Consider the following 15662-nt stretch of genomic DNA (forward strand, 5'->3'; position numbering starts at 1 on the left):
CGCCTCCCGTTTCCTGTTGAACTCGGCTAGCGGCTCAGGCTAGTTGGCCTCTCGGTCGTCAGCGAGCCGCTTCCAGTCGACAGCCTCGAACGAGTGGAGTCTGCGGACCATTTGGGAGGCGAGGTACCAGCGGAGGCAAGGGTGGCCGTACGGGAGGGAGCCGATGTCGGTGGGGGCGGGGCGGATTCGGGGGCCGGTGGGTTCGTAGAGGGCGCCGACCACGCCGTGGAGGCGGGGGGCTGGGACGAGGAGGGCGGTCGGGGTGTCGCGGAGGTAGGGGCAGAGGGTGGCGGCGGTGCGGGCGTGTCTGCGGCAGACCGGGGGCTGGGTGGTCAGGAGGGTGGTTTCGTTCGGGCGGAGTTCGCCGGGGGCGACCAGGAAGATGAATCCCCTCGCTGTACGTGCCGGTTGGGCGCAGACCTGGCACAACAGGCGCTGCATGCACTCGCGTTGGCGGGCCGGGTGGACGTCCCGCCACTGGGGGTCGCCGGTGGGGAGGCCGTCCGGTCCGCGTCGCTGGGGGCAGCGGGCCCAGAGGACGTCCTGTAAGTCGCGGTCGCCGGGGAGTTCGGTTCGGTAGCCGAGGCGGGGACGACCGTCCGGTCCCCAACTTCCGCACAGTGCCTTGTTCTTGACGGGCTCCTCGCCCTCGCGGCACGTGATGTACGGGACGATCACACTCACGACTCCGGGCCCCTTCCGGCGTCCAGGAGACTCAGCCCGCAGCACACGTCCTTCCCCGTCGCCGTCAACTCCGCCCGCCACCAGTCCGTCAACGCGGCGACGAGCAGCATGCCCCTGCCCGACTGCGCCTCCCAGTCCGGCTCCCTCACCACCGGGAGCGCGCGGGAGCGGTCGCTCACGGTGATCCGCAACTCGTGCGCGCAGGCCCGCAGTACGAGGAGGGCGAGGCCGCCGGCGTACCGGTGGACGTTGGTCAGCAACTCGGTGACGACCTCCAGCGCGTCGTCCATCACGGCGTCAAGTCCCCACGCCCGAACGTGAGTTCCGACGATCCGGCGGACCCAGCGGAGTTCCTCCGGTTCGACGAGGAGGGGCAATCGGAACTCCCGGTGCACTTGTTGCGCGTTTTGCGGCATGGCGCCTCCAGTTGGGCATCGGGCAGCCAAGGTCACGCCAGGTCAGGGCAGTTGAGGCTGCCGAGCACGGCTGGGCTGCTGCGGCACCAGAGTGGGGCAGGCCGAAGTCGTCACGCAACATACTTCGCGGAATAAGTCCCAACGAGTGAAGTCCCATGAGACTCTGTCATATGCCACGGCGCGCGAAAGCCTCCCCGCTGCGCACGCCGTACGACAGACTTGGTCCCGATCAAGGAGGGGATGTGGCAAGTCGGCAAGGTCCAACGCTCAGGCAGCGCAAACTCGGAGCCGATCTCAAGCGGCTGCGCGAGGCAGCGGGCATCGGCCAGAAGGAGGCCGCCGCCGAACTCGACGCCCAGCAGAGCAAGATGTCCAAGATCGAGACCGGCAGGCTTCGCCTTCGCCGGCTGGAGCTTCAGGCGCTGCTCGACCTGTACGGCGTGAAGGACGAACGAGTTCGCACGGATCTGATCACGCTGCTGCGGGAGAGCGGACAACGGCAGTACTTCCCTGAGTACAACCTCGGCGTGAACCTGCGCGAGATCGTGGAGCTGGAAGCCGAGTGCACCCGCATCGAGGCGTTCTCGGCCATGCACCTGACGGGGCTGCTCCAGATACCGGAGTACGCACACGCGATGATCTACGGGTTCGATCCTTGGCGTACGCAGGAGGATGTGCAGCACTACGTCGACCTCCGGATGGCCCGGCAGAAGATCTTCAAGCAGGAGAGGCCGCCGCAGGTGGTGTGTGTCCTCGACGAAGGCGCCATTCGCAGGCCGGTGGGCGGCCCCGCGGTCATGAGGAAGCAACTCAGCCATCTGCTTGAGCTGACCAACGAGTCCTATCTGACCATCCAGGTCGTCCCGTTCGAGCAGGCGGTCTACGCCGGGCTCCACGGAGCCTTCCGGACGATCATCAATGATGACGCCACCACCCTCGACGTCGTCGAGGTCAGCACCAGAGCCAAGGCTCTGTACATGCAAGACGCCGACGATGTGGAGGTCTACCGGAAGCTCTTTGACGAGATTCGAGCGTCCGCCCTATCGTCACGACAGACCGCCGACTTGATCAGGCGCGTGATGAAGGACTTCGAGGGAGCTGACGGAAGCCGATGATTCGCAAGGACCTCCCGGCAGGTGGCTGGACGAAGAGCAGCTACAGCGACGGAGCCGACGCCGACTGCGTCGAGTACCTCCCCCTCCCCGCCGGCGAGGTCGCGGTCCGCGACTCGAAGGCCCCCTCCCACGGGGCCTTCGTCTTTCCCATCCCTTCCTGGCTGACCTTCGTGAACGCCACCAAGTCGGAGCACGTCCAGTAGGGCTGACCGACAGCGTCTTCTCCAGGCCGACGAACCCTGATGTCGGCGGGCAAAGGCGCCCGTATGCTGGCCGTATTACCGCCTGTCGGGGTCACACCCAAAACCCCTGGTCGGACGAGAAGGTGAACAGGGATGAGCATTGCCATCGACCACACCGGTCCATGGACCGTCGCCGATGTCCTGGCTCTGCCCGAAGACCGCACCGTCCGTTACGAGCTGCTGGGGGAGTCCCTAGTCGTGTCCCCCGCCCCCGGTATCCGTCACCAGAGGGCCTCGCTCCGGCTGGCCATGATCCTTCACGCGGCGGCCCAGGCCGCCAAGGCGCCGGTCGAGGTACTGGAAGCCATCAACGTCATCCTGCCGTCGGGCCTGGTAGTACCCGACCTGGTCGTGGCCGACGCCGGTGCGACCGTCGAGGACTCCGTCAGTGTCAACGCCGAGGGCGTACAGCTGGTGATCGAACTGGTCTCCCCCGGCAATCGCATGGTGGACCGCAAATTCAAACCGATGCTCTACGCCGAGGCGGCCATCCCGCACTTCTGGCGACTCGAATTCGATCCGGCCCCCATGCTTGTCGTCCACGAGCTGGAAGGCGGCCGGTACGTAGAGCGGACGACGGCCCTCGCAGGCGCGACAACCTGCCTCGACACTCCGTTCCCCATCGAGATCGACCCGGCCACGCTCTCCCGGCAGTAGAGCTGGAGTCGACCAAGGTCGGGGCCGCCGTAGCCCCCGAGGCGGTCAAGCGACACCAAGCTGGATGCCAGCCCGTTCGCCCGTTTAATCCACCTCTCGGCACTTAATTCCATCCGGCTTAGCAATGTGGCGGAAGATTCCCGACAGTGCCAGCCGCACGCGTTGGCAATGAACACGGCAAATCGCGCCAGCGAACAATGAAGTAATAATCACCCCCTTATGGGCCACCAGCTACCACAGTCGTCGTCAACCGACGACCCCTACCTTCAGAAAATGGGATGAACTCGCTCTCCAGCCACTCCGGAAACAAGGCTCACAAGAGCAGCATCACCGCGACCGAGCGAGAAAAGTGAGCGATCGAAACGACGAGATAGCTCCATGAATCTACCCTCCCCTTCACCACGCCGACCGGACGGCCTCTCAATCCGGCCAACCTCACCCGCCGCTTCCGCAGCTTCCTCCACCGGGCCGGACTCGGCCGCATTCGCTTCCACGACCTCCGACACTCGACCGCCACACTCCTCCTGGAACAAGGTGTCGACCTCGTCGTGATCAAGGAACTTCTCGGGCACGCTCACATCGGCGTCACCGCCGGCGTCTACGCCCATGTTCGACTCCGGCTCCAACGCCAAGCCATCAACGCCCTGGGGGATGCACTACAGGGGAAGCGCCTCGCCCATCCGCCCCACACAGCAACAGACGACTGATCCACTCTACGAACGTCGGTGCCCCCCACGAGACCTCGTGGGGGGCACCGACGTTCGGGCCTGTTGCCGTCAGCGTTGCAGTCACACGCCGATCCAGGTCCTTTCTAAGCGTCTCCGCCCGCATCAGAAATCGGCAGGTTGAAGAACTGATATACGGCCACTCGCTGGGCTTCCACAGAAGTCACCTGTGACGGCTCAGCCGCAGCGAAGATGTCGACAGTCTCTTCCTCTTCGGCGGACCGGGAGAGGACTGCGGCAAAGCGGCCATTATCCATCTGCTGTTGCATTCCGGAGGGAAAGACGTCCGGTCGCGCCCCTTGGCAGCAAAGCAGGAGATCTTCCTTCTCCAAGTCGGTTCGAGCACTCAGGAGACACTTGAACAGATTCGACTCAGTGAAGGACTGCCAGTCTCGACCTGAGAACTTCATTCTCAAGCCCGCCCCTTCGCTATCAAGGATCTCGAATGAGACTGGAACGACTGAGGATCCTCGCCCTACGGCCAGTAGTTCAAGCGATTCCATGCCTCACTCCCGATAGTTCGGATTTGGGATCCATTCTCCTGTCGTTTCATGCCAACACCCGCGTATGTGACATGAATCAATGGCGCGCGGAACAGCTATCTCTGCCTCGTTTGCGTGAACATTCCCAGGGATCCTCTTGTTCACGTCAATCCCTCCAGATGCACCTCTGGAGTCGATCACATAAGTGTGGCCATTCCGACTCAACGCGTGAGACTTCGAGGTGGTCGTCGAAACGAATCCAGAGTCGGGGGTGTAGACCCCGGAGACACCCGCTACGTGCTCTTCTAGATTCATATTGTCTCCCTTGGGCTCGAATCCTCCTTCGAAGATTTCGCTGGGATCTCGGGTATCGCTTCGATACACGTCCCCACAGTTGTGAACCAGGACCGGCGCGGCGCCTGCGAGCACGTAGTACGTGTGGACGTCGCTGACCGTCAGGTTATGCACAGTGGACGTCTGTTCTGTCCACCGCTGGATCGCGGCAATCTGGACGAACGTTCCCGCGCTGGTCCGCAGCCAATCTCCGGTCCGCAGATCGGTCGCGTCGACCCACTCTCGGAGTGCAGGAACCCAGAAGGGATGCCCGTCGGTCGCGGTGATCGAGGCGGTCTCGGTGCCCTTCTTCCCGTCGACGTCGATCGTGACCTTGACGAGGTGCTTGAGGCCCCTGCCCTTGATCTCGGCGGTGACCGTCTGAGCGCGGGTCTCGCCGGACTGTTCGTCGGTGGCGACGACCTTGTCGCCGGCCTTGACCTTCTCGATCGGTTTCGTGGAACCGTCGGCCATCAGGACCCGAGTGCCAGGGACGAAGCTGTTGCAGGTGGGCCCGCTCTCGGCGGCCTTGCCCGAGCCGCCGCTCCCGCTGGAACCGCCGCTTCCTCGTGACGATCCTCCGGAGTTGCCGCCCGGCTTGGAGCCGCCGCTCTTGGCGGAGCCTCCGCCGCCCCCGGACGACTTGGCCGTGGAGACCTTGGGAGCCGCCTTCGCCTGGGCCTGCTTCTGGGTGGCGTTGCCTGTCTTTCTCGCGCGGGCCGCCGCCGCGTCGGCTGTGCGTTTCGCCTGTTCCGCAGCCTTCTTCTTGGCCCGTTGCGCGGCTTCCCGTTTCGCCTTCTCGATCGCCGCCTTCTTGGCCCGCAACGCGGCCGATTCCGCCGCCTTCGCCGCCTTCAGGACCAGTTCCGCGGCCTTCTTCGCCGCGCGGAAGGACTCGATCGCCTTGATCGTGCGGTTGACGGCCTTGAGGACCGAGGGGATCTTGCCGAGCTTGGTCCAGGGGATGGCGCCGATGATGAGGCTGCCGCAGGACCACATGTCGCCGCCGAAGCAGGCCATGGCGTCGTTGATGCCGATGAAGTCCTTCAGGGTCTCCCAGGCGACCGCCAGGATGACCGACGTCAGAGACTTGCCCATCATCGACTGGGCCTGCGCGACCTGCGCCGCCGACAACCCCGCTCCCGCCAGCGCGGCGGCCCGTTCCGATGCCGTGAGGCTGATCGCCAGACCCGTCGGGTCGGACATCGTCACCGGGTTGTTGTGGGCGTAGGAGTAGCCGTTGGACTGGAGGACGTCGTTGAGGTCCAGGACCGGGTCCGCCGAGATGAAGCGGCCCACCACCGGGTCGTAGAGGCGTGCGCCGAGAGGTTGGTAGCCCGATGCGTCGTCCCGGGTCGCGCCCAGGAACCCGGTGTGGGTCTGGACGTTGACGCCGACCGTGCTCGCGGCGCGCTGGTTGCCGAAGGGGTCCTGCTTGCGCATCCGGACCGTGTTCGTGCTGTTCAGGGCGACTTCGAGGTAGGTGCTGCCCTGGTGGTCGCCGGCGAGGGCGACGAGGTTCTCGGTGCCGAGGCCGTAGGCGTAGCGCATGACGGCGCCGCCCGGGGCGGAGTACGTGCGCTGGGAGTTGATCAGCGCGCCGCCCGCCATGACGGTGACCTCGGTGTCACCGAGGTACAGGGTCGCCTGCTTGCCCTTGATCGACAGCAGGCGGTTGCCGTCGGGCCCGTACACGTACCGCGTGTCGTTCTGGGCCGCCCACTTCTGTTCGGCCTTGGACGCGTCGCAGGTCGCGAGGACGACCGGGGTGGAGTTCGCCGAGTTGGCGTCCTTCACCGCCGCGCACAGCGTGCCGTAGAGAAGCTGGCCCGCGGTGTTGCGCTTGAACTCCTGGGCCGCGGTGCCGTCGCACTTGCGGATGCCGAACGCCGAACCGGCCGTGCCGGCGGCGGGCTGGAGGCACCAGTCGTCGTAGACGCTGAGCGTGCCCTTGTCGGGGTCCGTGCCGGGGACCTGCGCGAAGCGCCAGCTCTGGCCGGGGGTGCCGTTGCAGGAGTAGAGGTGGACCGGCTGGTCGGTGACGGTGAGGCCACCCTTCAGGTCCAGGCACTTGTCCGCGAGCCCGACGTACGGCGTCTTGCCGCCCGTCCCCGCGCCGGTGATCCGCTCGACCTTGCCGTCGTACGTCCAGGACAGCTGCTGCTTGTCGCCGTTCTGGAGGGACGTGACGGTCTTGGTCTCGCCGGTCAGCTCGTAGACGCGCTCCGCCTCGGCCGTGATCTCCGGTCCGGTCGCGGTGGCCCGGTACTTCTTCGAGACCTTGGTGAGGGTGTGCGGCTGGCTGCCGTCCGCCTTGCCGTAGGAGTAGGAGGTGACGGCGTCCCTGGCCGTGTCGCCGGCGAGGTTCTTCTCGGTGAGCTTCTTGCGGTTGCCGACGAGGTCGTACTCGTACTCCTGCCAGTAGCCGGAGTTGTCCGAGCCGGCCGTCACGTTCAGCGTGCCGTCGGACTTCTTCGGGCCGACGCAGGACGTCTGGTCCGACGCGGTCCACGCGGACTTCAGCTGGCCGAGCGGGTCGTACGTGAAGCACTGGCGCTCGGTGGCCCTGCCGACGGCGTTCTCGTTGATGGAGGTGACGTTGCCGGAGGGGTCGTAGGCGTAGGTGCGGCGGGAGACGAGGTTGTCGGACACGACGCCCTTGTCGCCGGTCTGCTCGCGGTAGACGCGCTGTTCGGTCAGTTCGCCGCTGGACTCGTCGTACGCCGCCTGCGTCCACACCCGGTACGGCTGCGCGCCGAGCGTGGAGCGCAGGACCTGGCCGTAGGAGTCGTACTCGGTCTCGGCGCCGTACCAGTCCTTGCCGCTGACGGAGAGCGGCTTGCCGTCCTCGTTGTAGCGGACGACCAGGGTCTCCTTGTCGAAGCGGCCCGCCTTGGGGAGGGTCGCCTCCTGGAGCATGCCCGTGTCGGTGTAGGCGAAGTCGGAGCGGTACTCCAGGTCCAGGCCCCAGGCGTCCTTGACGGACTGCGGGAGGGTCAGGGTCGTCGAGGTCGGCTGGTAGTCCTTGGTGTAGCCGTCGACCTTCTGGACGTACTTCTCGCCGTCGGTGTAGCGGGTCGCCGCGTACGGCATGCCCTTGCCGCCGGTCGCCTTGTCGTACTCGAAGGACGCGAGGAGGGTGCCCTTGTCGTCGCCCAGGCGCTGTTCGGTCGGGCGGGACAGCAGGTCGTAGCCGTTCCAGACCGTGCCGCGCGCGGTGGTGGTGGTCAGGACCCGGCCCCGGGCGTCGTACTTGGTGCTGGTGGTGCCGGTGTCGGGGTCGGTCGCGGTGAGCTGGCGGCCCCGGTGGTCGTAGGTCCACGACCACGGGTGCGCGGTGTCCGCGGAACTGGTCGCCTTGTCCGTCTGGCCGTCGCGGTTGTACGTGTACCGCATCGACGTGAAGCCGTTCGGCGCCTCCGGGTTGAAGGTGTCGACGCGGGAGGTGCGGCCGAGGGCGTCGGTGAAGACGCGGTAGGACGAGGTGCCGGCCGGGTTGATCACCTTCGACCAGTCCTGGCCGTACTCGTAGCGGACGGCCTTCTCGGCGACCGCCTCGGAGGAGGACTCGCCGGTCAGCGGGTCGGTGACCTGCAGGACCGGGGTCTCGGTGAGGACGCGGCCGAGACCGTCGTACGTGTAGCGGGTGATGTTGCGGACCGCGAGGTCGCTCTCCGGCTGGAAGAGTTCGCCGGGCTTCGCCTCACGGGTGAGGTAGGCGTTGTTCGTCTGCCAGATCTCGCCGGAGGTGTTGTAGAGGGTGTCGGTGATCAGGTGGCCGCCGCCGTCGGCCTCCTCCTGCGTCTGCCGTTCGCGGCCGAGGCCGTCGTAGAGGGTGACGGAGGTCTCGGTCTTGTTGTCGTGGCCGCGCGCGTAGGTGGTGATGTACGGCGGCTTGCGGTCCGGGTTGTTCTCGTCGTACGGCGGGATCGTGTAGACGGCCCTGAAGTCCGGGACGGCGGAGGCGGACGGGGTGCGGCCCGCGGCCCATGCCTCGGTCATCCGGCCCAGCGGGTCGTACTTCGCCTCGCTGACCAGGTTGTTCGCGTCCGTGGTCTTCAGCGAGGTGCCCCGGCCAGGCTCCAGGGTCTGGATCTGGGTGTGGCCGGCCGCGTTGGTCTCGGTGACCGTGAAGACCTGGCCGGTCGGCGGGTCGAAGGTGATCGAGGAGGGGTTGTTGTCCGGGTCGATGCGCTTGACGACGCGGCCGTAGTCGTCGAACTCGGTGCGGCCGTCGGTCGTGAAGTCCGTGCCGTCGCCGTTCAGCGACCAGGTCTGCCACGCCTCGCCCTGCGTGCCGGCGAGCAGCGCGGCGCCGTACGCCTGGCCGTCGTAGGCGGTGCGGACGCCGCCGCTGAGGGTGGAGAGCTTGGTGAAGTCGGCGGCGGCGCAGGTCGTCGGGGAGACCAGGACCTGCTTGGAGAGGCCGATCAGGTTCTTGCCGGTCTGGTGGACGTACTCCAGCTTCGTGCAGGACTCGTCGCCGGTCTTGCCGGTGTCGCCCTGGGACTCGACCTGGGTGGGGAGGCCGTAGGTGGGCTCGTAGGTGGTCGAGGTCTTGACGGTGCGCAGGGGGCGGGTGTCGTCGCCGGTGCCGGAGGAACGCGTGTACGCGATCTCCTCGGGCTCGGTGACGCGCCAGGCGCGCAGCGGGGTGAGGCCGTCGTCTCGGGTACGGGTCGCGAGGACCGTGGCCTCGGGGACGGTGACGGAGCGGGAGAGCCAGTCCGAGTCGGCGTCACCGGCGTTGGTGTAGGTGAGTTCCTCGGCGATCCGGCCCGCGAAGGGCTCGCGGTCCTTGGCGATCTCGGTGCCGGTGATGTCCTTGACGGGGACGTCGTCGCCCATGCCGCGGAAGAAGCGGGTGACGGACTTGGAGCGCTTGCTGCCGATCTTGTCGTCGTCGGCGCCGGTGAGGACGGAGGTCTGCTCGAACCCCGCGAACTGGGAGTACGTCCGGGTGGACTTCTTGGTGAACTCGGCCTCGGCGAGCTTCCAGCCGGCGTTCTTGTAGTCGTACTGGGTGCGGGTGGCGAGGGCGCCGTCGACGTTGGGGAGTTCCTCGATGACGTCGACGACGTACTTGTGGAACCAGTCGATGTCCTCGACCTCGGGGTCGGGGTTCCAGAACGCCGGGTAGCAGAGCCGGGTGTTGGCCTTCAGCGCCGCCTTGTCGGCCTTGCCGGGCAGGCCGGTGCCGGTCTTGCAGTCGCCCTCGGGCGTCTTGTAGCTGACGACGGTCTCGCCGCCGTACTCGTTGATGACACGGCCGACACGCAGCCGGGAGAAGCCGGGGCGGGCGTCGTCCTTGACGCGGTTCGGCATGTCCTCGGTGTTGGACTCGAAGCGGACCGCGTTCAGCGCGGTGCTCGCGCCGCCGGGGGCGTAGCCGGTGCGCTGGACGGACTCCAGCCACAGGGCCGTGTTCGGGCCGGTCTTGAGGACCGGGAAGTTCTGGGTGAGGGCGTAGCTGTCGACCGGCTGACGGGCGGTGGAGCCGGAGACGCGCTGGGTCTCGGTGGTGATGGTGGTGAGGCGCTTGCGGGTCCAGAAGGACGGGCCGGCGTTCCAGCACATCTTCTTCGACTGGCAGCGCAGGTCGGCCGGGGTGTCGTACCAGATGCGGTACTTGCCGGGGTCCTTGTCGGTGAAGTTGGCCTCGGTGCACTTCAGGGACGGCGTGTCGATGCAGCGTTCCTTGACGCCGAACAGGACGCGCGAGGTCGCGGGGGTGCGGAAGATGCTGTTGTCGACGTTGCGCTGGCCGTACTCGATGCGGTCGAGCCAGCCGCCGCGGTCGTACTTGACCGGGTCCTTGAAGTTGAAGTTCCGGGCGTAGTGGTTCTCTTCCTTCTGCCACCACAGGGACATCGCGTTGCCGTGGACGTCCTCGACGTAGTCGAGGTTCCAGCGCCAGCCCTGTGTGCAGACGGAGTTCTTCCACTCGGACTGGTAGCAGTCCTCACCGCTGTGGTTCCCGTAGACCGGGACGGTCAGGACGGAGTCGGTGACCGTGTCGCTCGGGGCGCCCGGCAGCTTGTGCTTGCCGAAGTGGTACTTGGTGCCGTCCCGGGTGGTGACGATCCAGTACTCGCCCTTGTAGGCGCCGTTCCCGGTGGACTCGTCGCGGATCTGCTGGACGACGGCGCCGTCGCCGTTGGCCGTCGTCCACTTGCCGCCCGCCCACACCAGCTCGGTCGTGGTGCCGCCGAGGGAGAGGGTCGCGTTGTCGGAGCCCCAGCAGAGGTCCGAGGTGCGGTGGGTCTTGTTGTTGGACCCGTCCTTCTTGGAGTCCTCGCGGCAGGTGGCGTAGGTGCGGGTGATCGAGCCGGGGGCGTAGTCCCAGCCGTCGCCGATCCAGGACGCCTGGTTGTTGGAGGCGGAGGTGCGGCCGTCGACCGTCTGCGAGCTGTAGCTCAGGGCGACCTTGGGGGTGAGGCCGCCGGCCGACTCGGGGACCTGGATCTGGTAGCCGTAGGTGAAGGCGCCCGAGGAGGAACCCGCCGACCAGGAGCCGGAGGAGAGGAGGGGGGAGGCGGTGAAGTCGCCGGAGGCGGAGGAGCCGGTGTCGAGGGCGCCGACCACCTGGGGGCCGGAGGCGTCTACGGCTTGGAGGGCGGTGGAGTCCTGGGCGGAGGCGTCGGCCTTCTGGGCGGAGGAGTCCTTCCGGGCGGAGGGCCCGGACTTGAGGGAGGCCGTCCTCGCCGACACGCCCGACGTCGTGGGCGCCGCGCTGTCGCCCGGCAGGAGTTCCGCGACCGGGATCGAGCCCGAGAGGATCTTGCGGGTCGTCGCCTGCTTCGCCGCCGTCGTGCGGGTGGGCGCCTTCGACGCCGGGACCGTCTCGACCGTGCTGGATAGGCGCTCGGCCTTGTCCTCCGCCTTGCCGGACATGGTCGCGGTGCCCTCGGGGGCGCAGTCGCCGGTGCCGGGGGCGTCCAGGACGCAGTCCGGGAGCAGCATCAGGCCGAACCGGTCGGCGGCCTGGGGGCCGTAGAGGTCGGCGAAGGCGGTGGTGTCGACGGCGAGCGAGACCTGCGCGGCCGGGTCGGCGGTGGCCGGCGGGGTGACCCGCATGACCAGGCCGGAGACGCCCGCGTCCTGCGAGGTGGCCGGCGGGGCCAGGTCGACCTTCCAGGTGCCGGCGAGCGTCGCGGGGTCGCCGCCCTCGGGGACGCCGACCGCGATCGGCAGGTCCTCGACGGGGAGGGTGGTGCCGGGGGCCGTGTCCGCCTTGATGGTCGCGGTACCGCTGTCTTCGAGCCACGGGGTGACGGCGGTCGGCGTGTACGGGTCGACCGGGATCTCGGGGGCGGTCGTGATCGTCTTGACGGCCTCCTCGTCACCGTCCAGCGCGGTGCTCTCGGGGAGGTCCGGCAGGTCGACGCTGCGGGTCGCGTCCGGCGCCGGCGGCACCGCCCACGCCTGGGCGGACAGGCTCGTCACCGTCAGCGTCGAGGACAACACGAGGACGGTCGCCAGGCGGCCGAGCCGCCGACGCCGTCGTAGACCATGAGCACGCATACGCGTCGACTCCACCCAGGCTGCAAACAACAGATGTGCTCGGCACCTTCTGACATGGACCGCACAGGGATCAAGGCGGTTGAAGTGGACGGATGGGGTCCAATTGAGATGTGCACCACAGGAGATTTCCGGCCAGATCGACGCACGGCTGGCGCGTAAGGCTCCGGTAAAGGCCATTTCAAGCGCTCATCACAGATTTATAAAATCTTCATATATGGACGATCGGTGGGAACCGTGTGATCGTGTGCGCGCCCATGTCCGTCTGGACCACACGGGAGTAGACCGCCGTGTCCGCGCCGCCTCGCTTTCTCCGTCCCTTCGTGCGCACGCGCACCCGGCTGACCCTCACGCTCGGCCTGGTGCTGGCCGCGCTGACCGCTGCCCTGCTGCCCTGGTGGCAGGCCGACGAACCGTCAACTCCCCAGGCCCGTAAGCCCGTCGACGTCCGGCCGGTGAAGACCGGGCCACGCGACGAGAACGCCGCGGCGGCCGAGGCCAGGCTGACCGGCGAGGAGGTCGTCGTCGACACGGCGACCACCGCGACCGAGATGACCTGGGCACTGCCGGGTGGGGGGCTGCGCACCCGGATCAACGCGTTGCCCGTGCGGGCGCGGGACGCGGAGGGGAAGTGGGCGGCGGTCGACAATCGGCTGCGGGTGGTGAAGGACGGGGTGCGGGCGGTCAATCCGGTGGTGCCGGTGCGGTTCTCGGCGGGGTCTTCGGCTGCGGGGGGTTCCGCTGGGGAGGCTTCCGCTGGGGGTACTACGGGTACTACGGGTGAGCGCTCGAACCGTTCGTACGCCCGTCAGCCCCTCGCCGCCGCCGAGAACTTCCTCGCCGAGACCGTTCTCGGCGGGCACACCGTGACGTACACCTGGCCCGGGCCGCTGCCCGCGCCGGTGCTGGACGGGTCGCGTGCGCTGTACTCCGAAGTGCTGCCCGGGGTCGACCTGTTGCTGGTCGCCCGGGAGGAGGGCGGCGTCGCGCAGTTGCTGATCGTGAAGGACCGGGCGGCGGCGGCCTCGGTCGCGACGGTGTCGTACGGCCTGAAGTCGCCCACCGCCTCGTTCCGTTACGACGCCGGGGCGGGCCGGGTGCTCGTGCTGGACGGCGCTCGGCGTGAAGTCGGCTCCATCCCCACGCCGTTCGCGTGGGACTCGGGCGGGCGGGACCCGGAGCTGCCGGCCGGTGAGGCCGCGCGGACGTCCGTGGCGACGCCGGCCGATGTCCTGAGACTGTCAGGGCTGAGCGGGATCGAGCCGGGTGCCCGGCAGGCGCCGACGCCGGTCGGGCTGGCCGGGGACGGGACGGGGGCGGCGCGGCTCGAACTGCGCGTCTCCGAGACGGGGTTGCTCGACGACCCCGCCGTCCGCTTCCCGCTCTTCGTCGACCCGCCGCTGAACTCCGGCTGGCTCGCGTGGACGGTGGCGTACAAGCCGTACCCCAACTCCAGTTTCTGGAACGGCACCAACTTCAGCTCCGGCACCTCGGACGCGCGGGTGGGCCGGGAGAACGACACGAACGGCACGGCGCGTTCGTTCTGGCGGATGAACTACAGCACCTCGCTGAAGGGCGCGTCGATCACCAAGGCGACCTTCACAATCCTCAACAACCACTCCTGGTCGTGCACCAAGCGGGAGTTCCAGTTCTGGCTGACGGGGTCGATCTCGTCGGGCACGACGTGGAACAAGCAGCCGAGCTGGTCCGACGAGATCCAGCGGAAGTCGTTCGCGCACGGCTGGTCGTCGGCCGACTGCCCCGACGACTACGAGGAGTTCAACGTCAAGTCGGCCGCGCAGACGGGTGCCGACAAGGGCTGGGCCAACATCACCTTCGGGATGCGGGCGACCAGCGAGAGCGACACGCAGACGTGGCGGAAGTTCAAGGCGACGTCCGCGGAGATGAACGTCACCTACAACCGTGACCCGGCCGTCCCTTCGAGCGTGTCCAGCGCGCCCGGCGGCACGTGCAGCACGGCCGCGGCGGGCCGGACGGTCGGCAAGACGAACGTCGTCCTGTCCGCGAAGTCCACCGACCCGGACGGCAACCTGTCGGCGCTGCGGTTCCGGTTCTGGAAGAAGGACGCGGCGGTGCCGGCGGGGACGCTGGTGACCACGGCGTCGACCGGCAAGGCTTCCCTGACCATCCCGTCGAGCTCACTCGTCGACAAGGGCGTCTACTACTGGAACGTGCGCGCCGAGGACTCCGGGGACGGGCGCTCCGCCTACTACCCGGCGAGCGGCAACTGCACGCTGACCGTGGACGGTTCGGCTCCGCCGCCGCCGGACGTGGACAGCGACGTGTTCCTCGCGGCCACCGACGACGGGGCGACCTGGGCGACGGTGAAGTTCGGCAAGTCGGGGCCGGTGACGTTCACGTCGTCCGGCGCGGTGAAGTTCCGGTACGCGGTGGACGGGCTGAACTGGAAGGACGCGCCGACCCCGACGGGGGGTGTGGTGACGGTCCCCGACCTGCTGCCGAAGCACGCGGGCCCCAACACGCTCAACGTGATCGCGTACGACGCGGCGGGCAACCCCAGCAAGACCTCCAACCACACCTTCTATCTGCCGCCCCGCGACATCGGCGACGGGCCCGGCGACACAACCGGTGACGGGCTGCCGGACATCCTCGCGATCGACGCGAGCGGCAAGCTGGTCAACTGCGTCGGCGACGAGCTGGGCGAGCTGAACGAGTGCCTCGACGCGTCGTACACCTCGGCCGGCACGCTGAACCCGGCCGGCCACTGGTACGACGCCGGCACCGGCAAGGCCGCGCTGATCACCCACTACGCGGACGCCTACCCCGGCGACGGCGTCACGGACCTCTTCGCGGTGACTCCCGACGGGACGTTCTGGCTCTACCCCGGCGACGGCTACGGCAGTTTCGACATCGGCAGACGCATGAAGGTCTTCCTCCCCTCGAACGCCCCCGCGCCCTCCACCTGGACCCAGATCAAGGCCGTCGGCGACATCACCGGTGACAAGCTCCCCGACATCGCCCTGCGTTCGGGTCTCACCTACTGGGTCCTCTCCGGCTACACCGGCGGCAAGTTCCACACGGCCACCCTCATGAACGCGGACGCCTGGGCCCGGCGCGACATCGTCAACATCGCCGACATCAACGACGACGACGTCCCCGATCTGCTCTGGCGCAACCTCGACAACGGGAACATGTACGTCCGCCATGGCAAGCCGGGTGCGGTGGCCGGCAGCGTCGACCTCAACTCCCTGAAAACAGCGGCGGCTTCCCTGAACGGCGACGTCGCCTACGGCACGAACTGGACCGAGACCAACGTCTCCACCGCCCTCGGCATCCCCGACATCAACAAGGACGGCGTCCCCGACATCTGGGCCCGCTTCGGGGCGGACGGGCAGATGCGGGTCTACAACCCGTCCCGCACGAACACGAACGCACCCGTGAAGATCGTGCTGACTGAGGACTGGCGAACGGTGAGGTCCTTGGGCTGACGCGAGTCGCACAAAGA

Annotated in this window: 8 protein-coding genes and 1 pseudogene; 5 read left to right on the top strand and 4 right to left on the bottom strand. The window is 67.8% G+C overall.

Going from position 1 to position 15662, the window contains the following annotated elements; genetic code table 11:
• Positions 1 to 39: 39 nt before the first annotated feature.
• A complete protein-coding gene (locus ABZX85_RS01990; protein ID WP_355861645.1) occupies positions 40 to 684 on the bottom strand; it encodes a hypothetical protein in 645 nt (214 codons plus the stop codon).
• Entirely contained in the window at positions 681 to 1100 is a 420-nt protein-coding gene (locus ABZX85_RS01995; RefSeq protein WP_355861647.1) for an ATP-binding protein, read from the bottom strand. Before ABZX85_RS01995 ends, ABZX85_RS01990 begins: the two co-directional genes overlap by 4 nt.
• 242 nt (positions 1101 to 1342) lie before the next feature.
• On the opposite strand from ABZX85_RS01995, the gene ABZX85_RS02000 reads away from it, so the two are divergent.
• The 4 genes and pseudogenes from ABZX85_RS02000 to ABZX85_RS02015 form a co-directional block, all read left to right on the top strand.
• Positions 1343 to 2215 (top strand): helix-turn-helix transcriptional regulator, encoded by an 873-nt coding sequence (locus tag ABZX85_RS02000; RefSeq protein ID WP_355861648.1) that lies wholly within the window; start codon positions 1343 to 1345, stop codon positions 2213 to 2215.
• Complete coding sequence (locus ABZX85_RS02005) at positions 2212 to 2418, top strand: DUF397 domain-containing protein (RefSeq protein WP_355861650.1); 207 nt, start codon at positions 2212 to 2214, stop codon at positions 2416 to 2418. Before ABZX85_RS02000 ends, ABZX85_RS02005 begins: the two co-directional genes overlap by 4 nt.
• A gap of 132 nt (positions 2419 to 2550) precedes the next feature.
• Positions 2551 to 3114: a Uma2 family endonuclease gene (locus tag ABZX85_RS02010; protein ID WP_355861652.1), complete on the top strand. Its 564-nt coding sequence runs from the start codon at positions 2551 to 2553 to the stop codon at positions 3112 to 3114.
• 380 nt (positions 3115 to 3494) lie between these two features.
• Positions 3495 to 3821, top strand: a pseudogene (locus ABZX85_RS02015) (tyrosine-type recombinase/integrase); the annotation flags it as partial.
• A 104-nt stretch (positions 3822 to 3925) separates the two neighbouring features.
• Here the strand turns inward: ABZX85_RS02015 and ABZX85_RS02020 are convergent.
• A complete protein-coding gene (locus ABZX85_RS02020) occupies positions 3926 to 4342 on the bottom strand; it encodes a hypothetical protein (protein ID WP_355861654.1) in 417 nt (138 codons plus the stop codon).
• Between the two features lie 3 nt (positions 4343 to 4345).
• On the bottom strand, positions 4346 to 12178 hold the full coding sequence (locus ABZX85_RS02025) for a polymorphic toxin-type HINT domain-containing protein (RefSeq protein WP_355861656.1): 7833 nt from the start codon (positions 12176 to 12178) through the stop codon (positions 4346 to 4348).
• A gap of 287 nt (positions 12179 to 12465) precedes the next feature.
• Here ABZX85_RS02025 and ABZX85_RS02030 point away from each other — a divergent pair, with 287 nt between their 5' ends.
• Complete coding sequence (locus ABZX85_RS02030; protein WP_355861658.1) at positions 12466 to 15645, top strand: DNRLRE domain-containing protein; 3180 nt, start codon at positions 12466 to 12468, stop codon at positions 15643 to 15645.
• Positions 15646 to 15662: the final 17 nt, after the last annotated feature.

This window comes from Streptomyces sp. NPDC004539 (assembly GCF_040610055.1).
GTDB lineage: Bacteria > Actinomycetota > Actinomycetes > Streptomycetales > Streptomycetaceae > Streptomyces.